General features: G+C 72.3%; 23 protein-coding genes. 15 read left to right on the forward strand and 8 right to left on the reverse strand.

What is annotated here, in order from left to right; all coding sequences use genetic code 11:
- Positions 1–87: 87 nt before the first annotated feature.
- From V2J63_RS05025 to V2J63_RS05035, 3 genes are all read right to left on the reverse strand, one after another.
- Complete coding sequence (locus V2J63_RS05025; RefSeq protein WP_331229907.1) at positions 88–849, reverse strand: deoxyribonuclease IV; 762 nt, start codon at positions 847–849, stop codon at positions 88–90.
- A 191-nt stretch (positions 850–1,040) separates the two neighbouring features.
- Entirely contained in the window at positions 1,041–1,844 is an 804-nt protein-coding gene (locus V2J63_RS05030) for an MBL fold metallo-hydrolase (protein WP_331229908.1), read from the reverse strand.
- A gap of 174 nt (positions 1,845–2,018) precedes the next feature.
- The gene (locus V2J63_RS05035) at positions 2,019–3,164 is read right to left on the reverse strand and encodes a YeiH family protein (RefSeq protein WP_331229909.1); all 1,146 of its coding nucleotides are present in this window, start codon (positions 3,162–3,164) and stop codon (positions 2,019–2,021) included.
- A gap of 311 nt (positions 3,165–3,475) precedes the next feature.
- Between V2J63_RS05035 and V2J63_RS05040 the strand changes: the two genes are divergently transcribed.
- The 9 genes from V2J63_RS05040 to V2J63_RS05080 all read left to right on the forward strand — a co-directional run bounded on the left by V2J63_RS05040 (position 3,476) and on the right by V2J63_RS05080 (position 13,954).
- On the forward strand, positions 3,476–5,215 hold the full coding sequence (locus V2J63_RS05040; protein WP_331229910.1) for a pyruvate dehydrogenase: 1,740 nt from the start codon (positions 3,476–3,478) through the stop codon (positions 5,213–5,215).
- 421 nt (positions 5,216–5,636) lie between these two features.
- A complete protein-coding gene (locus tag V2J63_RS05045) occupies positions 5,637–7,796 on the forward strand; it encodes a TRAP transporter permease (protein WP_331229911.1) in 2,160 nt (719 codons plus the stop codon).
- 1 nt (position 7,797) lies between these two features.
- Complete coding sequence (locus tag V2J63_RS05050; RefSeq protein ID WP_331229912.1) at positions 7,798–8,985, forward strand: FAD-dependent oxidoreductase; 1,188 nt, start codon at positions 7,798–7,800, stop codon at positions 8,983–8,985.
- Between the two features lie 44 nt (positions 8,986–9,029).
- A complete protein-coding gene (locus V2J63_RS05055) occupies positions 9,030–9,647 on the forward strand; it encodes a GntR family transcriptional regulator (protein ID WP_331229913.1) in 618 nt (205 codons plus the stop codon).
- A gap of 37 nt (positions 9,648–9,684) precedes the next feature.
- Positions 9,685–10,473 (forward strand): carbon-nitrogen family hydrolase, encoded by a 789-nt coding sequence (locus V2J63_RS05060; RefSeq protein WP_331229914.1) that lies wholly within the window; start codon positions 9,685–9,687, stop codon positions 10,471–10,473.
- A gap of 43 nt (positions 10,474–10,516) precedes the next feature.
- A complete protein-coding gene (locus V2J63_RS05065) occupies positions 10,517–11,200 on the forward strand; it encodes a DUF2848 family protein (RefSeq protein ID WP_331229915.1) in 684 nt (227 codons plus the stop codon).
- Positions 11,187–11,579: a cupin domain-containing protein gene (locus V2J63_RS05070; protein WP_331229916.1), complete on the forward strand. Its 393-nt coding sequence runs from the start codon at positions 11,187–11,189 to the stop codon at positions 11,577–11,579. Before V2J63_RS05065 ends, V2J63_RS05070 begins: the two co-directional genes overlap by 14 nt.
- A 1-nt stretch (position 11,580) precedes the next feature.
- A complete protein-coding gene (locus V2J63_RS05075; RefSeq protein WP_331229917.1) occupies positions 11,581–12,651 on the forward strand; it encodes a TAXI family TRAP transporter solute-binding subunit in 1,071 nt (356 codons plus the stop codon).
- 157 nt (positions 12,652–12,808) lie between these two features.
- Positions 12,809–13,954, forward strand: a complete 1,146-nt coding sequence (locus tag V2J63_RS05080) for an MFS transporter (protein WP_331229918.1) — start codon at positions 12,809–12,811, stop codon at positions 13,952–13,954.
- A 187-nt stretch (positions 13,955–14,141) separates the two neighbouring features.
- Here the strand turns inward: V2J63_RS05080 and V2J63_RS05085 are convergent, their stop codons facing one another.
- The 3 genes from V2J63_RS05085 to V2J63_RS05095 form a co-directional block, all read right to left on the reverse strand.
- Positions 14,142–16,703, reverse strand: coding sequence for a hypothetical protein (locus V2J63_RS05085; RefSeq protein ID WP_331229919.1), 2,562 nt, complete (start codon positions 16,701–16,703; stop codon positions 14,142–14,144).
- 161 nt (positions 16,704–16,864) lie between these two features.
- Entirely contained in the window at positions 16,865–17,629 is a 765-nt protein-coding gene (gene ppgK / locus V2J63_RS05090) for a polyphosphate--glucose phosphotransferase (protein ID WP_331229920.1), read from the reverse strand.
- Positions 17,630–17,753: 124 nt separating this feature from the next.
- Positions 17,754–18,236 (reverse strand): VOC family protein, encoded by a 483-nt coding sequence (locus V2J63_RS05095; protein ID WP_331229921.1) that lies wholly within the window; start codon positions 18,234–18,236, stop codon positions 17,754–17,756.
- A 172-nt stretch (positions 18,237–18,408) separates the two neighbouring features.
- On the opposite strand from V2J63_RS05095, the gene V2J63_RS05100 reads away from it, so the two are divergent.
- The 5 genes from V2J63_RS05100 to V2J63_RS05120 all read left to right on the forward strand — a co-directional run bounded on the left by V2J63_RS05100 (position 18,409) and on the right by V2J63_RS05120 (position 22,377).
- Positions 18,409–19,269: an AraC family transcriptional regulator gene (locus tag V2J63_RS05100; protein WP_331229922.1), complete on the forward strand. Its 861-nt coding sequence runs from the start codon at positions 18,409–18,411 to the stop codon at positions 19,267–19,269.
- A 95-nt stretch (positions 19,270–19,364) separates the two neighbouring features.
- Complete coding sequence (locus V2J63_RS05105) at positions 19,365–19,772, forward strand: YciI family protein (RefSeq protein WP_331229923.1); 408 nt, start codon at positions 19,365–19,367, stop codon at positions 19,770–19,772.
- A gap of 7 nt (positions 19,773–19,779) precedes the next feature.
- Complete coding sequence (locus tag V2J63_RS05110; RefSeq protein WP_331229924.1) at positions 19,780–20,925, forward strand: RNA polymerase sigma factor; 1,146 nt, start codon at positions 19,780–19,782, stop codon at positions 20,923–20,925.
- 112 nt (positions 20,926–21,037) lie between these two features.
- A complete protein-coding gene (locus V2J63_RS05115) occupies positions 21,038–21,355 on the forward strand; it encodes an ArsR/SmtB family transcription factor (protein ID WP_331229925.1) in 318 nt (105 codons plus the stop codon).
- 17 nt (positions 21,356–21,372) lie between these two features.
- Positions 21,373–22,377 (forward strand): SRPBCC family protein, encoded by a 1,005-nt coding sequence (locus V2J63_RS05120; RefSeq protein WP_331229926.1) that lies wholly within the window; start codon positions 21,373–21,375, stop codon positions 22,375–22,377.
- A gap of 16 nt (positions 22,378–22,393) precedes the next feature.
- Here the strand turns inward: V2J63_RS05120 and map are convergent, their stop codons facing one another.
- Positions 22,394–23,266 carry a type I methionyl aminopeptidase gene (map, locus tag V2J63_RS05125; protein ID WP_331229927.1) on the reverse strand — a complete coding sequence of 291 codons (873 nt, stop codon included), beginning with the start codon at positions 23,264–23,266 and terminating at the stop codon, positions 22,394–22,396.
- Positions 23,267–23,305: 39 nt separating this feature from the next.
- Here map and V2J63_RS05130 point away from each other — a divergent pair, with 39 nt between their 5' ends.
- On the forward strand, positions 23,306–23,491 hold the full coding sequence (locus tag V2J63_RS05130) for an SPOR domain-containing protein (protein ID WP_331229928.1): 186 nt from the start codon (positions 23,306–23,308) through the stop codon (positions 23,489–23,491).
- Between the two features lie 20 nt (positions 23,492–23,511).
- Here the strand turns inward: V2J63_RS05130 and V2J63_RS05135 are convergent, their stop codons facing one another.
- A complete protein-coding gene (locus V2J63_RS05135; RefSeq protein WP_331229929.1) occupies positions 23,512–24,066 on the reverse strand; it encodes an SRPBCC family protein in 555 nt (184 codons plus the stop codon).
- Between the last annotated feature and the right edge of the window lie 104 nt (positions 24,067–24,170).

Here is a 24,170-nt window from a genome sequence, read left to right on the forward strand (position 1 = left end):
GACTGATGTGGCGCGATTATCGCCACACCAGTCCGATGAGTCACGAGTGTGGCGCGTTCGCGCCGGAGTCGGCCCGGCGCCCGGCCGTCAGCCGGCGAGCGCGGCGCGGAGGAACGCGATGTCCTCCGCCTGCCGCTCGCCCGGCGTCTCGACGAGCGCGTCGCAGCCCGCCTCGCGGACGACGTGCGCGAGGAGCTCCGGCGGGATCGTGCCGGTGGCGAAGTTCGCGTGCCGGTCGCGGTTCGAGCCGGCCTCGTCGCGGGAGCTGTTCGTGTGGACGAGGTCGATGCGTCCGGTGATGGCGCGGACGTCATCGACGACGGTCTCGAGGTCGAGCCCGGCCGCCCATGCGTGGCACGTGTCGAGGCAGAACCCGACGCCGAACTCGCCGACGGCGTCCCACAGCATGGCGAGCCGGTCGAGGGTGCGCGCGCACGCGTTCTCCCCGCCGGCGGTGTTCTCGATGAGGACCGGGACGGGGAAGGTCGCGCGCTCGAACATCTTGCGCCAGTTCGCCATCCCGGCCGCGACGTCCTCACCGGCCCCGACGTGACCGCCGTGGACGATGAGCCCCCGCCCGCCGAGCGCGGCGGCGGCCGCCGCGTGCTCGGTCACCATCTTGCGGCTCGGGATGCGGATCTTGTTGTTCGTCGAGGCGACGTTGACGAGGTACGGCGCGTGGGCGTAGACGCCGAGCCCCGACGCCACGAGCGCGTCTGCGTCCTCGCGCGGCCGCGGCTTCTTCCAGCCCTGCGGGTCGGCGAGGAAGAACTGGACGATCTCCGCGTCCACCGCCTGCCCGGCCGCTACGGGGTCGTCATCACGGACGTGTGCACCGATCTGTCCCATGGGACGAGCCTAAGCGGACCGACCACCGGTGGCGCAGGTCCGGATGCTGCGGCGAGATGCATCCGGCGTCTCCGGCGTCTCCGGTGTCTCCGGTTCCTCCGGCGTCTCCGGTGTGCGCGAGAGCGAGCGTGCCCGGCGGCCGGTCGCGTGGCCGGCAGCCGGACCCACGGAAACGAGAGCGTGCCACCGGTTCAGCAGCCGAAGTGGCGGCGCTGGCGCTCGTGCTCGGCGTGGACCCACTCGTCGGCCAGGCGAGGATCCGCTGAGGGGTGGCCCTCCTGCAGGTCGTCGAGGTAGCGGCGGTCGGCGTCGATCCGCACAAGCGCCTCGGCCCGGGTGGCCACGCGCCCGTGCCCAGGGATGACGAGCTCGACCCCGCCCTCGTCGAGCAGCATCGCGATCGCGTCGAGGGACTCGCCATAGTGGGAGAGCGCGACGGCGTCGTCGAGGTCGAGGAGCGGCACCTCGCGGTCGGAAACCATGTCGCCGACGAGCAGTGCCCGATGGTCCGGGAGGTGGAGCGCCGCGTGGCCCACCGAGTGACCGGGGAGCGCCACGGGGACGGCCGAAGGACCTACCCACGGGAGCGTGACCTCGTCGGCCGGGACCCGCGTCAGGTCTCCGGCGCCGGACAGGTCCTCGCCGGGTAGCGCGTGTGAGAGCTGCTCCGCGAGCTCAGCGGCATGGCTCACCGCCCAGGCCGCGGCCTCCGGCATCGCCCAGTGCGGCACACCGGGGAACGCCACGGTGCCGAGGACGTGGTCCCAGTGCGGGTGCGTGCTGAAACCGGCGACGACCCGCCAGCCGCGCCGCTCGATCTCCGCAGCGAGCGCGCCGCGCTCGGCGGCGGTCAGCGCCGGGTCGACGACGAGGCAGTCGCCGGCGTCACCGACGACGACGGTCGACGTCGTCTCCCACCGCTCGGCGGTCGCGACCCAGACGCCGGGCGTGACTTCTTGCAAGGGACGCCGCATGCGCTGAGCCGGTGCTGTCATGGGCCCATCGTGCCGCGACGTCGGCCGGTTCGCGCCGGGCTCGCACGGGCGACCGGGAAGCACGGCCGGTTCACGCCGCGCGCGAAGAAGCGGCGGGGGAGCGCCGCCGGTTCGCGCCGGGCTCGCACAGGCGGCTGGGAAGCACCGCCCTTGCCCGAGGCAGCGCACCCGGCGTCACGTGAGGAGCAGGATCCCGGCGAGGCTGACGATTGCCGCGACGAGGGTCGAGAGTGCGCCGAGCGCGACCGCCCGGCCGCCGGTGCGTCGCAGCGTCGCGAGGTGGACGCCGGTGCCGAGCCCGAACATCGCCGCGGTGAGGAGGAACCGGGTGACGACCTCGACCGGGTCGAGCACCGCGTCCGGCACGACGCCGAGGCTGCGCACCGCCACCATCGCGAGGAAGCCCACGACGAACAGCGGCACGAGCGGTGGCAGCTTCACGGCGTCGTCGGCCGGCTTTGCTGCGGCGGTGCCGTCCACCGAAAGGGCAGCGCCGTCCGCGCTGGCCGCCGGAGCTGCACCCGCGACCGAGCCCGCGCCACCAGTGCGGGCATCGCCACCGCGCGCACCGCCGTCGCCCGCGCCGGCGGTGCGCGCGTTGTTGACCTCCGCGATTCGCTTGGCGCGCCGGCGCTCCGTCACCCCGACGACGGCGACCATCGGCGCGAGCAGCACCACCCGGCCGAGCTTGACGACGACGGCGACGGTCAGTGCGGCCGCCGAGACCGCCGACGCCGCGGCCACGACCTGCGCGACCTCGTGCACGGACGAGCCGATCCACACGCCCATCTGGTGGTCGTCCAGCCCGACGAGACCCTGCGCGAGCGGCATGAGGAAAAGCGCGAGCGCGCCGAACAGGGTCACCATGGCGATCGCCGTCGCGACGTCGTCCTCGCTCGTCTCGTCCTCGGGGACCACCGCACTCATGGCGGCGACGGCGGAGGCGCCGCAGATGGCGAAGCCGGTGGCGATGAGCAGCGATGTCGTCCGGCTCGTGCCGACCTTCGTGCCGAGCCACCGCGTCGCGAGGAACGTGATGACCACCGTCGCGACGATCGTCACGAGCTCGCCCACCCGGAGCGCGAGCACCTCACCGATGGAGAGCTGCAGCCCGAGCAGGACGACGCCGGCGCGCAGCAAGCGCTTCGTCGACCACTGGGTGCCGGGGCGGACGGGCGGGCGGAGCAGCCCGGCGTTGCGGACGACGACGCCGAGCACGATCGCGACGATGAGTGGCGAGACCACGGGGACCAGCTGCGCGAGGCCGAGGCAGGCGAGCGCCACGGCGGCCACGAGCGCGAGCCCCGGGAGTCGGTCCACCCAGACCTGGCCGTGGCTGCTGGAGGGGGCGCCTGGCCGCGGCGTCGGCCCTGGCTGGTGCGAAGTCACAGCGGAACTCTGCCTTTCGTCCCCCCGCTTCGCCCAACCGATGGGGCAAGGGGTGTGCCCTGCCGTGGCGTGGTCTGCCTTGGATGGGCATTTCTGCGTGATCACGACGGGGGAGAGGAGTGCGTGATCGTGCAGTTCTGCATGATCACGACGGGGTGTGCGGGAGCACCCTCGACCTGCGCCGCCGCGACCCCCGGGAGAGGATCGAAGGAGCCCCACTCGCACCCGCCCAAGGAGCAGCCGTGAGCCTGTCCGTCGCCGAGCACCTCGTCCGCCAGCTCGTCTCCGCCGGCGTCGAACGGATCTACGGCATCGTCGGAGATTCGCTCAACCCGGTCGTCGACGCCGTCCGCCGCATGCCCGGCATCGAGTGGGTGCACGTGCGCCACGAGGAGGCTGCCGCGTTCGCCGCCGCCGGTGAGGCCGCGATGACCGGCAAGCTCACCGCCTGCGCCGGGTCGTGCGGCCCCGGGAACCTCCACCTCATCAACGGCCTCTACGACGCCAACCGCTCCCGCCTGCCCGTCCTCGCCATCGCCTCGCACATCTCCACCGGCGAGATCGGCACGCAGTTCTTCCAGGAGACCCACCCGGACCGGCTCTTCGTCGAGGCGTCGGTCTACTCGGACATGATCTCCAGCCCCGACCAGCTGCCCCGGATGACCCGCACGGCCATCCGGCACGCCATCGCCGGCCCGGGCGTCGCCGTCCTCACCCTGCCGGGCGACGTCGCGGACATGGAGGTGAAGAACGAGGGCCCCGCGCTCGTCACTCCGCCGCGGCCGGGGCGGGTCGTCCCCAACGACCAGGACGTCGCCGCGCTCGCAGACGCGATCAACTCGGCGAAGAAGGTGACGTTCTTCGTCGGAGCCGGTGCGGTGGGCGCGCACGACGACGTCCTCGCCGTCGCCGACCTCGCCGCGGCGCCCGTCGGGCACTCGCTGCGCGGCAAGGAGGTCATCCAGTACGACAACCCGTTCGACGTCGGGATGTCCGGCCTCCTCGGGTACGGCGCGTGCCAGGAGGCGATGGAGTCCGCCGACCTTCTCGTGCTCGTCGGCACCGACTTCCCGTACACGAACTTCCTCCCCGCGGACGTGCCGACGGCGCAGATCGACATCAATCCGAGCAACATGGGCCGTCGCACCCGCCTCGACCTGCCCGTCCACGGCGACGTCGGCGAGACGATGCGGGCACTCCTGCCGCTGGTGACGCGCAAGAAGAACCGTAAGTTCCTCGACAGCATGGTGAAGAAGCACGACGACCTCATGCACAAGGTGGTCGGCGCATACACGCGCAACGTCGAGAAGACCAAGCCCATCCACCCCGAGTACGCCGCCGTCCTGCTCGACGAGGCGGCCGCCGCCGACGCCGTCTTCACCGTCGACACCGGCATGAACAACGTGTGGGCGGCGCGCTACCTCACCCCGAACGGCCGACGGCGGGTCATCGGCTCGTTCCTCCACGGCTCCATGGCCAACGCCCTGCCGCACGCGATCGGTGCCGCGTTCGCCGACCGGAGCCGGCAGGTCATCGCCCTCTCCGGCGACGGCGGGCTCTCGATGCTCCTCGGTGAGCTCATCACGCTGCGTGCCAACGACCTGCCGGTCAAGGTGGTCGTGTTCAACAACGGCTCGCTCGGGATGATCGACCTGGAGATGATCGTCGAGGGCCTTCCGCCGTACGCCACGGACACGGCCGCGGTGGACTACCGCAACGTGGCGCTCGCGCTCGGGATCCCGGCCGTGCGGGTCGAGGACCCGAAGGACCTGCGCAAGGCGTTCACGGATGGGCTCGCCCGCAGCGGCCCGGCGCTCATCGAGGTCATGACCGACCCCAACGCCCTCTCCATCCCGCCGATGATCACGTTCGGCCAGATCCGCGGCTTCACGACGTCGATGACGAAGCAGATCTTCGGCGGCGGCATGGGCGAGGTCATGGCGATGGCTCGCTCGAACCTGCGGAACATCCCGCGGCCGTAGGGGCGCCGCAGCAGCGGCGCACCGGCGGAACGACGATGCGGACCGGCTCCCACGGACTTTTGTGCGCCCGCCACGTGGGACGAGGAGGACGTCGAGAACACCATCGAGGTCGAGGGCACCGTCAAGCCGTCGGTCGGCGTGGCGGCCGCGATCGCGGCGGTGCTGCTCCTCGCCGGGGCGTACGTCGTCACCCGCCGACGGCGCCATCTCGGGTAGCCCTGAGCGTGCCGATGGCCGGTCTCCCGCGGGGGAGGCCGGCCATCGGCGCGTCGTGAGGGTCTGTCGTCCCGTCAACGCTCGGCACGCCACGGGACTTGCGCGCGCACGACCACTTGCCTCGTGACTCTTGACACGCTTGTACACCGCCGAAATACTCGTTGTATACAAGCGGTGTACAGACCGACGTGGGAGCAGTGGAGCGATGACGAGCACGAGTGGCTACCGGCAGTTCCTCAAGCCCATCGCGCTCATCGCGATCGCGTGGTCCTGCTTCCAGCTCTACGCCGCCGCGCAGGGCGCCCCGCACGCGATGCTCTTCCGCCCGCTGCACGTCGTCTTCGGCATCGCCCTCGTCTTCGCCATCCACCCCGCGCGCAAGGCCTACCTCCGGCGGGCGAGCAGCGTCTCGGACGAGGACCTGCCCGACGAGCTCCCGGCCGGCGAGCGAGCACCGCGGTGGCTGACGTGGATGGACGGCGTGCTCGTCGTGCTGGCCATCGGCATCGGCGCCTACTACGTCGCGAACTCGCAGCGCATCTCCGAGCGGGTGACGTTCATCGACGAGGTCACCGCGGCCGACCGCGTCGTCGGTCTCGTCCTCATCGTCCTCGTGCTGGAGGCGTGCCGACGCGTCGTCGGCCTGAGCCTGTCGATCGTCGCCGTCGTCTTCCTCGCCTACCAGCTGTGGGGCGACCAGCTCACCGGGCTCCTGCGCCATCGCGGGCTGACGTTCGAGCGGTTCGTCGACCTCCAGCTCCTCTCGCCGCAGGGCCTCTTCGGGGTACCGGTCGGCGTGTCTGCGGACTACGTCTTCTACTTCATCCTCTTCGCCGCCTTCCTCGAGATCTCCGGCGGCGGCAAGCTCTTCATCGACCTCGCGCTGGCCATCACCGGCCGGGCGCGCGGCGGACCGGCCAAGGCGGCGATGGTGGGCTCGGCGCTCATGGGCTCGATCAACGGCTCCGCGGTGGCCAACGTCGTCGGGACGGGCGTCTTCACCATCCCGCTCATGAAGCGCACGGGCTACAAGCCGCGCTTCGCCGCGGCCGTCGAGGCGATGGCCTCCACCGGCGGCCAGGTGCTGCCACCGGTCATGGGCGCGGGGGCGTTCATCATGGCCCAGATGATCGGTTGGGACTACCGCGCCGTGGCCCTCGCCGCCCTCATCCCGGCCCTGCTGTACTTCGTCGCCGGGTACTTCATGGTGGACAAGGAGGCGCAGCGGGAGAACCTGCGGCCCATCGCGCCGGAGGACCGCACGCGCGTGCGGGACGTGGTCGGGCGCCTGCACCTGCTGCTCCCGCTCGGGTACCTCGTCTACATGATCCTCTCGGGCCGCTCGCTCATGTCCGCGGCGTTCCAGGCGATCGTGCTCGTCGTCCTCATCAGCTTCCTGCGCCGCGTGACCTGGCTGACCCCGGCGACGATCCTCAAGGCCTTGCAGATCGGCGCCCAGCGCGCGGTCAACGTCGCCCTGCCCACGGCGGTGGCGGGCATCATCGTCGGCGTCATCATCCAGACCAACCTCGGCCTGCGCTTCACCGAGCTCGTCCTCGTCCTCTCCGGCGGCCAGCTCCTCCTCGCGCTCATCTTCACGATGATCGGCTCGATCGTGCTGGGCCTGGGCATGCCGACGACGTCGGCCTACATCATGGCCGCGGTCCTCCTCACCCCGCCGCTCATCGAGCTGGGCCTTCCCCCGATCGCCGCGCACCTCTTCGTCTTCTACTTCGCCTGCATGTCGATGCTCACCCCGCCGGTCGCCCTCGCGGCGTTCGCGGCGGCAGGTATCGCCGGCAGCCCCCTGCACCAGACCGGCCTGACGGCGTTCCGCATCAGCATCGCCGCGTACCTCATCCCGTTCGCCTTCGCGCTGTCCCCGGCCCTGCTCCTGGAGGAGGGGGTCGGCCGCGCGGTGTGGTTCGGGGTGACCGCTCTCCTGGGCACCTACGCACTGGCGGCGGCGATCATCGGCTACCAGAGCGGGATCCTCTCGATGTGGCAGCGGGCCCTGTTCTTCGCCGTCTCGGCCGTGCTCATCTACCCGGGCGAGCTCGTGAGCGGCATCGCCGTCGCCCTGCTCGTCGCGCTCCTCCTCGCCTTCCGGGCGACCGCCGGCCGCCGGCCGGCCTCCGCCGCCGAGGCGGACCCGCCCGACGACGGGTCACCCGCGGACGACGACGCCACCGGCCGCCCCTCCGCCGACGAGCCCGCCGCCCGCGCCGCCACCGGTGCGACCTCGCTCGGGCGGGCGCGCCCGCGCGGCCACCGGGGCCGGTCGGGCGCGGCCGACGACGACCCCACCGGCCGACAGACCGACAGCAAACCGCTCGGGCTCGCCTCGAGCAGCAAGGAGAAGTGACGTGGCAGCAGAACCGCGGACGCAGGTCCTCATCGCGGGCGCCGGACCGGTCGGCATGACCGCCGCCCTCATGCTCGCCCGCCGGGGCGTCAGCGTGACCGTCCTCGAGGGCGGCTCGGACCTCAGCTCGGAGTCGCGGGCCTCCACCTTCCACCCGCCCACGCTCGAGATGCTCGACGAGCTCGGCCTCGCGGACGACCTGCGCGCCGTGGGGCTCGACGTCCCCGCCTTCCAGCACCGCGACCGCCAGGAAGGCCTCGTGGCGGAGTTCGACCTCAGCACCCTCGCGGGGGAGACGCGGTTCCCGTTCCGAGTCCAGTGCGAGCAGAGCAAGCTCACCCGGATCATCCTCGAGAAGGTCCGGGACCTCGCGAACGTCGACGTCCTCTTCGACGCCCGCGTCGAGTCGGTGAGCCAGGACGACGACGCCGTGCGCGTCCACCTCGCCGACGGGCGCGTCCTGGCCGGGGACTACCTCATCGGTGCCGACGGTGCGAGCAGCGCGGTGCGCCGCTCGCTCGGCGTCAGCTTCGAGGGGGAGACCTACCCCGAGCGGTACGTCGTCATCTCGACGAAGGAGGACATCAAGGCCTGGATCCCGGACATCTCCTACGTCAACTACATCTCCGACCCCGCCGAGTGGCTGGTGCTCCTGCGCACCCCCGAGCACTGGCGCGCGATGTTCCCCGTGCGGGAGGGCATGAGCGACGCGGAGGCCGTCGCCCCCGAGAACGTCCAGCGGCTCATGAACACCATCGGGAACCGGCCCGAGGGGTGGCCGATCCTCCACACCACGGTCTACCGCGTGCACCAACGGGTGGCCGGGACGTACCGCGTGGGCCGGGCCTTCCTCGCCGGGGACGCCGCCCACATCAACAACCCGCTCGGCGGGCTCGGCATGAACAGCGGCATCCACGACGCCTACCTCCTCGCCGGGCTCCTCGCCGACCGGATCGCCGGTCGCGCGGACGACGCCGCGCTCGACACCTACGACGAGCACCGGCGTGAGGTCAGCCGCACGTACGTCGCCGTCGAGACCGACAAGAACTGGCGCCGGATCCGGGAGCGTGACGAGGAGCAGCGCCAGCGGCACTTCGCCGAGCTCCGTGCGATCGCGGCAGACCCGGAGCTGCACCGCGAGCACGTCCGCAAGACCTGCATGGTGGCGGAAGTGGCCAGGGCCAGATGAACGACTCTCGGCGTCAGGCGAGGTCTGAGGAGGGAGGGCTCCCGGTGGGGGTGCGGACCGAGACCTACGAGTGGATCAAGACCCACATCGCGACGCTGCCGCGCGACAAGGGCGTCTTCCTCACCGAGGCCGAGGTTGCCAAGGCCGCGGGCGCCTCGCGCACCCCGGTCCGGGAGGCGTTCATGCGGCTGCAGTCCGAGGGACTCATCGAGCGGATCCCGCGGCGTGGCGCCTTCGTCCCGCCGCTGCCGGACTCGGAGATCCGGACCGTCATGGAGGCCCGCCGGATGATCGAGCTCTGGAGCGTCGAGCAGATCATCGCCGACGGCTCCCGGATCTCCGTCGACGAGCTCGAGGCCCTCCTGCAGCAGCAGGCCTCGATGTGGTCGGACTCGCTCGCGTTCGTCGAGATCGACCGCGAGTTCCACTCCCGGATCGTGGCCGCCGCCGGCAACAGCGTCGTCGACCACTTCTACGGCGAGCTCCGCGACCGCCAGCTGCGGATGGGGGTCTACGCGGTCAGCTCCACCGAGGACCGCGCCGCCCGGGTGGTCGACGAGCACCGGCAGATCCTCGAGTCGCTCCGCGCCGCGGACCTGCCGGCGGCGCGGACCGCGACGGCGGACCACCTGCTCAACACCCTCGAGGCGATGCTGCGGTGAGCCCCGCGCCGCCCGCCACGACCAAGAAGGAGACATCATGAGAGTCGGACTGGTCCAGGTCGCCAGCCCTGACGGGGAGGACCCGGACGCCCGCCGCCGGCGCGTGGCCGAGATGATCCGCTCGGCGCCGCCGTGCGACCTGTACGTCCTGCCCGAGCTGTGGGCCGCTGGCTACTTCTCCTTCGAGCAGTACACCGAGCGCGCCGAGAGCCTCGACGGCCCCACCGTCAGCCTCCTCGCCGAGGTCGCCCGCGAGCGCCGTGCCCACATCCACGCCGGCAGCGTGCTCGAGGAAGTCCCCGGCGGCCGGCTGCGGAACACGGCCGTCCTGCTCGACCCCGACGGACACGTCGTCAGCACGTACTCCAAGATCCACGTCTTCGGCTACCGCTCGGCCGAGGCCACCTTGCTCGAGCCGGGGGAGTCGCTCACCACCGTCGAGACCCCCCTCGGCCGGCTCGCCTCGACGACGTGCTACGACCTCCGCTTCCCGGGCCTGTGGCAGCGGCTGTCCGACCTCGGGGCCGAGACGACCGTCGTGCCGGCCGCCTGGCCGCGGGAGCGGCTCGAGCACTGGCGGCTCTTCGTCAGCGTGCGCGCCGTCGAGCACCAGATGTTCGTCATCGCGTGCAACGCCGTCGGCGAGCAGCACGGCACCGTCCTCGGCGGGCACAGCCGCGTCGTCGACCCGTGGGGCACGGTCCTGCTCGAGCTCGGCGAGGACGAGGAGGTCGGCGTCTGCGAGATCGATCCCGGCCAGGTCGCCGCCGTCCGGCGCGAGTTCCCCGTCCTGGGCGACCGGCTGCCGTCCTACGACGCCCTATGAGCATCGCCGCCTCCCTATGAGCACCGCCAAGGAGAAAGAACGCATGGAACACGTCGAGCTCGACCGCGCGCGGCTGCAGTCCGCCAGCACACGGGTGGTCGTCGCCGGCTACACCGCCCGCGACGAGGCGCAGGTGCGCCACCACATCGAGGAGCTGGCGCGGATCGGCGTCGCGCCCCCGGCCAACGTCCCCGAGTACTACCCGATGCCCCCGGGGTCGGTCGTCTTCGGCGACGAGGTCGTCGTCGAGGGGGAGCGGACCTCGGGCGAGGTGGAGCCCGTCCTCGTCCGGCTCGACGGCGAGATCTACCTCGCCGTGGGCAGCGACCACACGGACCGCGAGCACGAGGCGGTCTCCGTCGCGGAGTCGAAGGCGCGCTGCCCCAAGCCGCTGAGCACGAGCGCGCTGCGCCTCGCGCCGGGCGAGCTGGACGAGGTCTGGGACGTCGTCGAGCTCGTCGCCACGGTCGACGGCGCCGCGTACCAGGCCGGCTCCGCGCACGCGCTGCGGCCCCTCACCGAGACCCTGCGCCTCCTCGAGGAGCGGACCGGCCTGTCCCCGCACGAGGACCTCGTGCTCTTCGGCGGCACCGTCGCGCTCGTGAGCGGTGAGTTCGTCTACGGCGAGCGGTGGCACCTCGGCCTCCGCACGCCCGACCAGACCCTGACGCTCGACTACCGCACGGTCGTGCGCACTACGGAAGGAGCGACCAGTGCCCAAGGATGAGCTCGAGTTCTTCCCGACGGAGACCGTCGGATGGACGCCGTGCGAGGGCAAGGTGCCCGAGCTGACCGAACGGATCCTCACCCACGGGGACCGGCCCGGCGTCGTCTCGCGGATCCTGCGGTTCGCGCCCGGCACCGACACCTCGGCCAACGGCCCCCTCCGGCACGACTTCTGGGAGGAGGTCTACATCCTCGAGGGCTCGCTCACGGACCTGCGTCTCGGGCAGACCTTCACCGCGGGCAGCTTCGCCTGCCGGCCGCCCGGCATGGAGCACGGGCCGTGGACGAGCGAGGAAGGGTGCCTGACCTTCGAGGTCCGGTACGACGACGCCCCGGCACCGGCCGGCGCGGCGCACACGACGCACGAGGAGAGTGAGTGACATGCGCATGAAGCGGCACACGAGGACCCGGTCCGCAGCCATCGCTGCCGCCGGTGCAACCTGCCTGCTCCTGGCGGCCTGCGGCGGCGGTGAAACCGGCGGCGACGACGCCAGCGCGGGCGCGACGGACGGCGGCGCCGACGCCGGGCCCACGGACCTCACCTTCGCCTCCCTCGACCAGGGGTCGGCCTGGTACAACTACGCCGTCAGCATCGGGCAGATGGTCGAGCCCGAGCTCGGCGAGGGCTCCGTCGTCGAGGTGCTCACCTACGCCGGGTCCATCGGCAACCCCGAGCTCGTCTCCACCGGTGAGGCGGACCTCGCGACGTCCTTCAGCGCCGTGACCGCCTGGGCCGTCAACGGCGAGGAGGGCACCCCGTTCGAGGGAGAGCCGATGGACAACCTGCGGGTGCTCGTCGGCGGCCTCGACCAGTACTACTTCGGCCCCATCACCCCGGCGAGCTCCGGCATCGACTCGATCCGCGACGCCGTCGACGAGGAGATGGCCCTCGACCTCGTCAGCCAGCCGCGCGCGTCCCTGGGCGACGCGGGCACCCAGCTCGTCCTGCGCGCCTACGGCGCCTCCGTCGACGACGTGACCGGCTGGGGCGGCAGCTTCGAGCCCACGAGCACCGACGTGGCCACCAACGCGATCCGCGACGGCAACGCGGACCTGTGGATCCAGGCGATCACCGAGGGGCACCCGAACATCACCGAGCTCGCCGAGACCTCGGACATCAAGATCCTGCCCATCGACGACGAGGCGATCGAAGCGCTCCAGCCCCTCGGGCTCGAGGCGGCGACGCTCCCCGGCGGCACGTTCCGCGGCCAGGACGAGGACGTCCAGCTCATCGGGTTCACCACCACCCTCATCGCCTCGGACGAGATGTCCGAGGAGGTGGCCTACCAGATCACGAAGACGGTCGTGGAGGGCGCCGAGCAGCTCGTGAGTGCCAACGCCAGCATGTCCGCCTTCGACCCGGCGACCGCCTGGACCGAGGAGAGCACCGGTGGCGTGCAGCTCCACCCCGGCGCGGAGCGGTACTACCGCGAGGCCGGCCTCATGGACTGACGCAGCCCGTCGGGGGGGGGGGGGGGGGGGGGGGGGGGGGGGGGGGGGGGGAGGGGGGGAGAGGGGGGGAGGGGGGGAGGGGGGTCGGGGCGCGGGCACCGGGGGCTCCCCGGTGCCCGCGCCCTACCGCGTTGCGCACGAACGGACGAGGGGACGCGTGAAGAAGGACCGCCGGACGCTGGCCGGGGCGTACGCGACGACGTCCCTCGGCGTCTCCAGCGTCTCGCTCCTGGCTCCCGTCCTGCCCGAGCTCGCGGCCCGGTACGGCGTCGAGGCGGAGTCGATGGCCGTGTTCCAGATGGCCGTCATGCTCCCCGGCATCGTCACCGCCCTCCTCATGGGTCGGCTGGGCGCCCGCGGGCATCTCCGGGGAGCTCTCGCAGTGTCCTTGCTCGTCTTCGGCGTGGCCGGGGCGAGCCTCGCGCTCGTGGAGTCCTTCCCCGCGGCGGCGCTCCTGCGCGTCGTCCAGGGTGCCGGTGGGGGAGGGCTCGTCGCGGCCTCGTTCATGCTCATCGGCACCGTCGCCGAGCCGAGGCGGCTGCGCGCCGTCGGCCACAACGCCGCGATCGTCAGCACGATGATGGTGCTGCAGCCGTTGCTCGGTGCGGGGCTCGGCGCCCTCAGCGCCGCCGCGCCCTTCGGCTTCTACGGGCTCGCCATCGTCGCGGCCGTCCTCGTGCCGCGCACCGTGCCTGCTGCGGCACGGGTGGCGTCCCCGGTCAGGGTGGGACGCTCCGGCCCGCCCCGCGAGGTCCGCGCGGCCCTCGTCATGACCGTGGTGCTCAACGTGCTTGTGTTCGGCTGGTTGCTCCTGCTGACTCCGCTCATCCTCGACGACGCGGGCGTGGACCTCGGGTGGCGCGGCTGGGCGCTGGCGGCGCAGTCAGCGATCGCGACGGTGGCGACGTTCGCGACGGCGCGGTGGCGGAACCGACGCCGCTTCGACGCGCTCCTGGTCGGCGGCTGGGCGGCGGCGGCCTCCCTGCTCGCGGTCGCCGCAGCGGGTCCCGCGGCACTGACGGCGGTCGTCCTCGTCCTCGCCGGTGTCTTCTACGGCGTGCTCAACCCGACGCTCGTCGCTCGGATCTCGCCCGTCGACGGCGGCCGCTGGCTCGGGTGGTGGCAGAGCGCGGCGCGGCTGGGGCAGGTGCTCGGCCCGCTCCTGGCCGGCGCGCTCTACGGGGCGCTGACGCCGGGGCCGGTCCTGCTCGTGGGCGCCGTGGCGGCGGGGGCGGCGCTGCTCGCGGTGCGGCGCCCGCGTCCGCCTGATGGCGGCGTCGCGCTCGAGCACCGGACGCTGTAGAGCCGCGTACCACGGGCGGCGGGGGTGCTCCTGAACCCGCCGGCCGTGCCGCCGGACCAGAAGTGCAGAGCGCCCAGGACCTACTCTTCCGGGCCGTCGTCGCTCGTCCCGCCGAGGAGCACGCGCGTCATGGCGTTACGGGTGTCGAGCAGCCCCGGCGGTGCGAGCAGCGGCGCGTGGCTGCCCGTCATCCGCGCCGGATGAGCGAGCGGTCGTCGAAGTGCATGAGGTCCTTGGCGCCCCTGTACATGCCGCCCCAGGTGAGCCCGGCGTCGGTGAGCGCCTTGACCAGCCGTTCGTCGAGGTCCATGACCCCCTGCTTGCGCGGATCGCGCCCGGCGGTGAGATCGCCCTTGCCTTTGAGGGCGCGGTCCTTCTTCTGCTGGCCCACCCACCAGTCCAGCGATCGCATCTTCCGCGGCACGCTGGGGTTCAGCGAGATCATCTCGCCGATCTGGAACTCCAACGTGGGGACGTCCATGTTGAGGTAGGTGATGACGTCCTCGGAGGCGTTGTTCGTCAGGAGCCACTGCTCCATGACGCCCCGGCCCTCAGGCGGTGGCGCGGTGACGGCGAACGCCGTCCCGCGCATGAGCAGCGTCGCGCGTTCGATCATGTCCGGCACGGCGCGGCCGTTGAGTCCCACGAACGGGTTGCCGGAGTAGTTGATGTCCACCGCCAGCCCGTAGCAGTGCAAGCTCGGACGCTCGCCGCCGCTTGCTGCCTTCGGCGGGCGAAGACCCCCGAGGCCGTGCACGCCGATCGCATCGGCGAGCTCGACGCCGGACAGCCCCGAGAGCTCCGGCAGTGCGGCGATGGCAGCCCCGGCGGTGTCGAGCTTGGCGAGCATGGTCGAGTGCACGCCCCCGACGGCGCTGCCGCTGCTGGGACGGATGGGCAGGCCGAGGAACGTGGCTCCAGGATCGTGCCCGGCGAACCACTCCTCGACGCTCTTCTTCGTCTGCGCCCGGATGTCGTCCGCCATGGACTTGCGGGCGGACGTCTCCCCGCCCGCCTTCGCCTGCGACACGGCGCGTCTGACCTTGCGCTCCTTCTCCGCGTCCGTGAGGTCCGCGCCCGGCGTGTACCGCGCGATGAGCGGGACGACGAGCTCCTTCTTCAGCCGCATCCACTCCTTGATGAGCGGCTTGTCGGACTTCTTGGCGGGGTCCAGGAGCCGGCCCGCCTGGTCCGGGTGGCGCAGCGCGTAGACCATCTGGGTGAGCGCGTCGGCGTCCCGAACACCGCCCAGGACGAGGCGCTTGACCATCGCCCGTTCGAGCGGCAGCCCGTAGGTGACGTCCCGCAGCACGCCGAGGCCACCCGTGGCCGTCTTCGCCACTCCCGTCGCGAACGTAGCGGCGCCCTCGACGACGGCGGTGGCCGCGGAGCCGACGTCGTCCCACCAGTCGCGCTGGACCGTCGGCGGCGTCCGGCCGACGGCGCCTGCTTGCCCCGGTGGTCCGAGGGCACCGGCCGCCGTGGTGGTGGCCCGGTTGCCCGCACCGGCGGCGACCGTCGCGAGCACCAGCCGCTGCACACCGGGGGCCGCGGCACCAGCCGGTGCGGGCGCCGGTTTCCGCGGCGGACCGAGGAACACCTCCCGGATGGCCGAGGCGTGGGCCTCGAGCTCGACCTTGCGGTCCGGGTCACGCACAGCGGAGTCGGACCGGTACTGCTCACCCACCTCCATCGTGAGGACCGCGATCCCTTTGGACGGGCCCCACTGCCCGAGCGAGCGTCCCTTCGCGTTCTCGCGGGCGATCTGCGCGGCGGACTTCTTCGGGTCCTGGCCCGGGTAGAGGCTCGACCACGCCGTGCCGTCCTTGTTCCCGGGCACCTTCGCGCCGCCCGCCTCGGCGTGCTTGGCGGTGTCGACGGCGAGCGCGTGTGCCTCGGACGCGAGCGCTGAGGCGCCGGTGGACGGGTGCGGGTCGGCGAAGATCCCCGCTGAGGAGAGCGTCTTGTGCGCGTGGATGGACAGCACCCGAGTCGGCGAGAAGGCGTTGACGAGCGCGAGCAGGGCGATCGTGCCGGGCTCCATGATGCGTCCGCGCGCGTCGACCGGGTTCGCCAGGTCGAGGTCGTCGCCGAGATCCGGCAGCTGCCGGTTGGGGTCGACCTGCCCCGGGGTGACCCGGCCCGGGTCGCGCGCGGCGTTCCTCACCTCCCGGTACTTCTTCAGCGTGACGCTGCCCTGCTCGGCGGCGAGCTTCTTGTCCCAGGCGGCGCGCGAGGCGACGTTGTGGGGGAACAGCCTCGGGACGACGACGACGGTGAAGTAGGGCCGGTGGACGGCGAGCTGGTCGAGGAGCCGCTCGGCCACCTCGACGCCGGACTGCTCCGAGCCGTGGACCCCCGCCACGACCAGCGCCACCTCGTCGATCTCGCCGGGGACGAGATGAGCGCGGATCGGCTGCCCGGCGCTGTCGACGCCGACCGGCATGCCGAAGGGGCCGCTGAGGAGCCCCTTGAGGCCGAGCAGTGCGAGCGCGAGCTGGAACCCGCGCAGCCCCCACGACAGCACCGTGGAGACGCCCGCCTGCTGCTGCGCGCGGTCGAGGTCCTCGCCGCGCTGGACGCTGTGCATCCCGTGCTGGAGCGGCCGTCCAGCGGACCGTGCCGCGGACGCCGGAGCGAGCACACGGGTGACGCCGGCATTGCCGAGCCCCGCTGGCTCGACCGCGCCGACGACCCGTTCTCGGCGCACCGGCGCGGAGGCGTGCTGGTGCGGAAGTCGCACGACCACGTGGCCACGCTACGTCCCCCGACGGTGACCGTTCAGGGCGCCGGGGCTGCTCCGCGGGCAGCGAAACCGGCGCCATCGGGAAGCGAGAGCCGGGACGGTCGCCGTGCTTGGCTGCTTGGGAGGGCCCCCGAGGTCACGCGGAGGGGAGGGGCAGCACCCGCTCAGCGGTGGCCGCGGGCGGCCAGGGCGGCCGCGCCGACGATCCCCGCCTGGTTCCGGAGCGCCGCCGGGATGATGGGCGTGTTGAGCTCGAGCAGCGGCAGGAACTTGTCGTGCTTCTTGCTCACGCCGCCGCCGACGACGATGAGGTCGGGGGAGAAGAGCATCTCGACCGTCTCGAAGTACGTCTGCAGCCGCTTGGCCCACTTCTCCCAGCTGAGGTCCTCACGCTCGCGCGCGGAGTCGGCGGCGCGGCTCTCGGCGTCTTGCCCGTCGATCTCGAGGTGGCCGAGCTCGGTGTTCGGCACCAGCGTGCCGTTGACGATGAGCGCGGAGCCGATCCCCGTCCCGAGCGTCATGACGAGGACCGTGCCCTCGACGTCCTTCGCCGCGCCGTAGAGCGTCTCGGCGTACCCCGCGGCGTCCGCGTCGTTGACGGCGATGACGCTGCGGCCCGTCGTCGTCGACATGAGCTCGGAGACGTCGACACCCTGCCACGACTGGTCGAGGTTGGCGATGAACGGGACGACGCCGTGGCGGATCGGCGCAGGGAACGTCAGCCCGACGGGCACGGACTCGTCGAGCTCGAAGGAGTCGATGATCTCCTTGCAGATGGCGGCGACGGCCTCGGGCGTCGACTTCTCCGGCGTCGGGATCCGCAGCCGCTCGGCAGCGAACTCGCCGGCGTCAAGGTCGACCGGCGCGCCCTTGATCCCCGACCCGCCGATGTCGATGCCGAAGGCGCGGGACGTGGTGGCACTGGGCATCGGATCCTCCGGGCGGACGACGACGGTGGCGGGCTACCGGCCGGACCCGCGGGAGCGGGGTGGCCGGGCTCGAGACTACCGACCGTCCGGCCGCTCCCGCGCCTCAGGACGTGGAGCTCCTACCTCAGGACTCCGCGGCCATCGACTCCTTCCACGCGTCGAGGTTCCGCTGCACCTCCTCGTCGGTGCGCAGCGACGTGCGCGTCATGATCGACCAGCGCACGCCGTACGGGTCCTGGATCGAGGCGAAGCGGTCGCCGGTCACGTCGAAGTCCGAAGCCTCCTCACGCACCCGCGCCCCACGCTCCCGGGCGCGCGCCAGTGTGGCGTCGACGTCGGGCACGTAGATCGCGAGGCTGAAGGTGGCGTCGTCGCTCGCGGGGTCGCTGGCGATCGCGTTGAACGCGGGGTTGGGGTCCATGACCGTCATCCGGCCGGTGCCGACGTCGAGCTCGCAGTGCCAGACCGCGCCGTCGGGGCCGTCCATCCGCGAGACGACGCGGGCGCCGAAGACGGCGGCGTAGAAGTCGAGCGCCTCGCGAGCGGGGAAGACGACGACGAGCGGGGAGAGGGTCGTGTAGCCGGCGGGCATGTAGGGGGTGTCCATGTCGTCCAGCATCCCTAGAGTCGGTGGCGTGGCGCTTGCACATTCGCGACAACGTCCGGGTACGCCGCGGTCGCCCTCCGCGCCCGGACCGTTCGGCGCGCTGACGCCTGGGCGTGCGCCGGAGTCGGCCGGCCCGCGAGAGTCGCCCGCCTCACCGGAACCGCCCGCCCCGATGGAACCGCCCGGCCGAGACGGCGCCGTCCTCTGGCCGGCGGCCGGACGCGAGGTGTACGCGAGCGAGCGCCTCGCCCTGCCCGAGCCGCTCGACCTCGTCGCGGCGCACTACTGGTCGGTGACGTGGCGCCGACCCGCCGCCGCGCCGTTCCGCCAGCAGGTGCTCAGCCACCCCGTCACCCACCTCACGGTCGAGGCCGCCGACGGCGGACGGCTCCACGGCGTGCGCGTGCCAGCCGCGCTCGTCCACGGGGTCGTCACGCGGGTGTTCACGGTCGACCTGCCCGTCGCCGGGCGGGTGGCTGGGCTGGCGTTCCACCCCGGCGGGATGGCCGCGCTCCTCGACGTCGACGTCCGCGAGCTCACCAACCGGGTCGTGCCAGCGGAGGCGGTCTTCGGGGAGGGGGTGGGTGTCCTCGCCACCCGCGTCCTCGCCGAGCCCGACGACGGCGCCCGCCGCGACCTCCTCGCCGCCGACCTCGCCGGGCGCCTCGCGCCCCACCGGGAACGGATCCTCGCCGACGACGGCTACCGCACGGTGCGCGAGGCGATCGCGCTCATGCGCTCGCGCGAGCAGGTGGCGCTGGCGCCGGTCGCCGAGCGCCTCCACGTCTCCGGGCGCACACTGCAGCGGCTGTTCGCCCGGTACGTCGGTGCCTCGCCCCTGTGGGTCCTGCGCCGGTACCGACTACAGGACGCGGTCGCCGCGCTCGACGCCGGCGAGGGAACGGACCTCGCCGGCCTTGCGACGGCGCTTGGGTTCGCCGACCACGCCCACTTCACGCGAGCGTTCACCGCCGTCGTCGGGGTGCCCCCGTCGCAGTACCGGCGGGGGCCGGCCGTCATCGCGGCAAGGTGAGCCTCCCGCCGTCGTCGATGTCGAGAATGGGCGTTCGGCTCCGTCCCTGGAGTGAACGCGGCCACAATGGCCGTCTCGCACCCGAGGAGAGAACGATGGCCAAGTACCTGCTGCTCAAGCACTACCGCGGCGCGCCGGAGCCGGTCAACAACGTCACGATGGACCAGTGGTCGCCGGAGGAGGTCTCGGCGCACATGCAGTACATGTCCGACTTCGCCGACCGGCTCGTGGGTACCGGCGAGTTCGTCGACGGGCAGGCGCTCTCGCCCGAGGGCACCTTCGTCCGCTACGACGGCGAGGGCCGGCCGCCCGTGACCGACGGCCCGTTCGCGGAGACCAAGGACCTCATCGCCGGCTGGATGATCATCGACGTCGAGAGCTACGAGCGGGCGCTCGAGCTCGCGGGGGAGCTCTCCGCGGCTCCGGGCGCTGGCGGGAAGCCGATCCACGAGTGGCTCGAGGTGCGCCCGTTCCTCACGGGGCCGCCGACCGTCACGGAGTGAGCCACCGGTGGACGAGGCCCTGCTCCGCACACTCACCCCAGGGGTGATCGGGGTCCTCGTCCGCCGCGGCGCCGACTTCGCGGCGGCCGAGGATGCGGTGCAAGAGAGCCTGCTCGAGGCCGTGCGCGTGTGGCCGGCCACCCCTCCGCGCGATCCCAAGGGGTGGCTGGTCGCCGTTGCCTGGCGCAAGTTCCTCGACTCGACCCGCGCCGAGGCCTCCCGGCGTCGCCGTGAGGTCCGCGTCGAGCTCGAGCCCCCGCCAGGCCGTGCCGAGGCGGTCGACGACACCCTCCAGCTGTACTTCTTGTGCGCCCATCCGTCGCTCACACCCGCCTCCGCCGTCGCGCTCACGCTCCGCGCGGTCGGCGGGCTCACGACGCGGCAGATCGCCCAGGCCTACCTCGTCCCCGAGGCGACGATGGCCCAGCGCATCAGCCGCGCCAAGCGGACGGTGGCCGACGTGCGCTTCGACCAGCCCGGTGACGTGGCCACCGTGCTGCGCGTCCTCTACCTCGTCTTCAACGAGGGGTACTCCGGGGACGTCGACCTCGCCGCCGAGGCGATCCGGCTGACGCGCCAGCTGGTGGCGCTGGTGGACCACCCGGAGGTGGCGGGCCTGCTCGCCCTCATGCTGCTCCACCACGCGCGGCGGCCCGCGCGGACCCGACCTGACGGCCAGCTCGTGACGCTGGCCGAGCAGGATCGCACCCGCTGGGACACGGCGCTCATCGTCGAAGGGGTCGACGTGCTCCAACGGGCCCTCGCCCGTGACCGGCTCGGGGAGTTCCAGGTGCAGGCCGCGATCGCGGCGCTGCACGCCGACGCACCGACGGCGGAGGAGACCGACTGGGTGCAGATCGTCGAGTGGTACGACGAGCTGGTCCGGCTCACCGACAGCCCGGTGGCCCGCCTCAACCGTGCCGTCGCGGTCGGCGAGGCCGACGGCGCGCGGGCAGGTCTGGCGGCGTTGGCGGGGCTCGACCCGTCGCTGCCCCGCTACGCGGCCGTCGCCGCCTACCTCCACGAGCGAAGCGGTGACCAGGCCACGGCCGCCCGGCTCTACGCCGAGGCTGCCGGCCGGGCGACCAACGTCGCCGAGCGCGACCACCTCACACAGCAGGCCGCGCGTCTCAACGCAGCCTTACGAGGGTGAGCCGGAAAGCCGAGCCGGCCGGCGAAGAATGCCACGGGTGGACCCTTGACGGCCGGGATCTGCGCGCATAACGTACAACCACATGGTTGCACGTAGTGGTCAGGGGCTCGCGATGAGCGACGACGAGATCGACCGGATCTTCCGGGCGCTCGCCGACGCGACTCGGCGTGACATCGTCCGTCGCACTCTCAGCGGGGAGGCGACGGTCTCGCAGCTGGCCGCTTCGTACGACATGTCGTTCGCGGCGGTGCAGAAGCACATCGCCGTGCTGGAAGGGGCCGGCCTCGTGACGAAGCATCCGCAGGGACGTGAGCGCCTCGTGCGCGGGAACCCCGACACGCTCCGCCGGGCTCAGGCCCTGCTCGAGCAGTACGAAGACATTTGGCGCGGCCGCATCGAGCGGCTCGACGCACTCCTCACCGAGGAATGACCAGAAAGGTGCTCGTCATGCCCATCACCTCCGTCGAGAAGGACCTCGACGCCCTGACCATGACCGTCGTCGCCGACTTCCCCGTGCCGGTGCGCCGGCTCTGGGACGCCTACGCCGACCCCCGCCAGCTCGAGAAGTTCTGGGGCCCGGAAGACTGGCCGGCGACCTTCACCCGCCACGACATGGCCCCCGGCGGGCGCTCCAACTACTACATGTCCGGCCCCGACGGGAAGCGCTCCGGCGGCTACTGGGAGTTCCTCGCCGTCGAGCCGGGCCGCTCCTTCGAGGTGCGCGACGGCTTCGCCGGCACCGACGGAACCCCCAACCCGGAGCTGCCGTCGATGCGGATGGTCTACACGTTCGAGGAGACCGACGGCGGTTCCCGCGTCGTCACGACCACCTCCTTCAACTCCCTCGACGAGCTCGAGAAGCTGCTCGGGATGGGGATGGAGGAGGGGCTGAAGTCGGCGATGAGCCAGATCGACGACGTCGTCGCAGACCTCACCTCGTTCGCCGCCGGTCGGGCGGTGGACGCCCAGCTCATCGGCGACACCCAGGTGCGTATCAGCCGGGTGATCCGCGGGTCCGTCCAGCAGGTGTGGGACGCCCACCACGAGCCCGAGATCGTGCGGCGCTGGATGCTCGGGCCCGACGGCTGGACCATGCCCGTGTGCGAGGTCGGGACGGCCGTGGGTCAGACGCACCGCAGCGAGTGGCAGCAGGAGGACGGCGAGGGCCGGTTCGGGTTCACCGGCGAGGTCCTCGAGTTCGAGCCGCCGTACCGCGAGGTCTCGACGGAGCGGATGATCGACACGGACGGCCCGAGCACCGTCAACGAGGTGACCCTGACTCCTGTCGAGGGCGGCACGCTGCTGACCCTGGTCGTCACGTACCCGGACGCGGAGACGCGGGAGACGGTCCTGGCCACCGGCATGACCGACGGCATGGAGGCCAGCTACGCGCGGCTGGAGTCCGAGGTGTTCGGCAAGCAGAGCGCGGTGCCGCAGGGCGCCGGCAGCTGAGCCGAGGTTCGCGACATCACGGCAGGGTGAGGATCTCCGCGCCGTCGTCGGTGACGAGGAGGGTGTGCTCGAACTGGGCCGAGCGGGAGCGGTCCTTCGTCAGGACGGTCCAGTCGTCGTCCCACATCGTCCACTCGGCGGTGCCGAGGGTGAGCATCGGCTCGATCGTGAAGACCATGCCGGCCTCGATGATCTCGTTGTGCTCGGGCGCCGCGTCGTAGTGGGGGACGATGAGGCCGGTGTGGAAGGCCTCACCGACGCCGTGGCCGGTGAACTCGCGGACCACGCCGTAGCCGAAGCGCTTGGCGTAGGACTCGATGACGCGGCCAATGATGTTGAGCTCGCGCCCGGGCTTGACGGCCTTGATGGCCCGCTCGAGCGAGATGCGGGTGCGCTCGACGAGCAGGCGCGAGGCCTCGTCGACGTCGCCGACGAGGAACGTCGCGTTGTTGTCCCCGTGGACGCCGTCGAGGTAGGCGGTCACGTCGACGTTGACGATGTCCCCGTCGGCGAGGACGGTCGAGTCCGGGATGCCGTGGCAGATGACCTCGTTGACCGACGTGCACAGCGACTTCGGGAAGTGCCGGTAGCCCAGCGTCGAGGGGTAGGCGCCGTTGGCGACGATGAAGTCGTGGCCGATGCGGTCCAGCTCGTCGGTGGTGACGCCGGGGCGGACCGCGCGGCCCACGAGCTCGAGGGCCTGGGCGGCGAGCTTCGACGCCCGGCGGATGCGCGCGATCGTGTCGGCGTCCTTGACCTCGCTGCCCGTGAACGGCGCCGGCGCCTCCTTGTCCACGTACTCCGGCCGCGGGATCGACTCCGGGACGGGCAGGCGGGGGGAGATGGTGCCGGGGGTGAGGGTGCCGAGCGGGGCGGTGGCGACGAACATAGGGTCGAGTCTACGGACCACCGAGTGAGGGAGCCCCGCATGACCAACCGGCCCGAGTACTACTTCAACCTCAACACGCGCCAGGTCGAGGAGGGCAAGATCAGCGGCGCCGACGACCGGATGGGCCCCTACCCCACCCGCGAGGCCGCCGAGGCCGCGCTCCTTGGCGCCGAGGCGCGCAACGACCAGTGGGACGAGGAGGACAAGGCCTGGGAGCGCGGGTAGGCCGACGGCGGCGTCCCGCGTCACCCATCCCGTGACGGTCCACGCGCCGCGAGTGCGGCGAGGACCCTGAGCTGTTTGCGCATCATGAGCACGTCACCCCAGGCGAGCAACCAGCGCCGTAGGCTCGGAAGGACCCGGCCGATCGGTGGCGCCCACATCGCGGCGATGAGCCTCGCGCCTGTGCCCGCTGGCACCACCTCGTAGGTGAGGACGATGTCGCCGAAGGCCCGCGTCGGCCACCCCCGCTTCATCCGCAGCGTGACCGACCGGCCGGGGACGAAGGCGGTGAGGTTGAAGATCGTCATGAACGCCTGACCGGCCTCGAGCTCGATCAGCGACGGGTCGGCGACGCGCGGGCTCCGGCGCCCGAAGTTGTCGATGAGGTCGTAGCTGTACGGGGCGCGCCGCAGCTGGCACAGCCACAGGAAGCAGGCGGCCGGTGGTGCCGCGATCGAGACGGCCCGCACGAGGCGGACCGCGCCGTCGTCAGCCAGGCCATCGCAGGCGTAGGCCGCCGCGGCCTCGTCGTCCGTGGCACCCGACACCCACGGGAGACCACGACGTCGCGTGTCCACGAACCGCATCCGAACGCCTTCCCACGAGGCCGACGGCGCCGGCGGCCGTGCACCGGTGCTCATCGCCGACGCTAGCCCGTCACGTCACGAACTACCCTCGTGCC

The organism is Georgenia wangjunii, assembly GCF_036421975.1.
Classification (GTDB): Bacteria; Actinomycetota; Actinomycetes; order Actinomycetales; family Actinomycetaceae; genus Georgenia_A; species Georgenia_A wangjunii.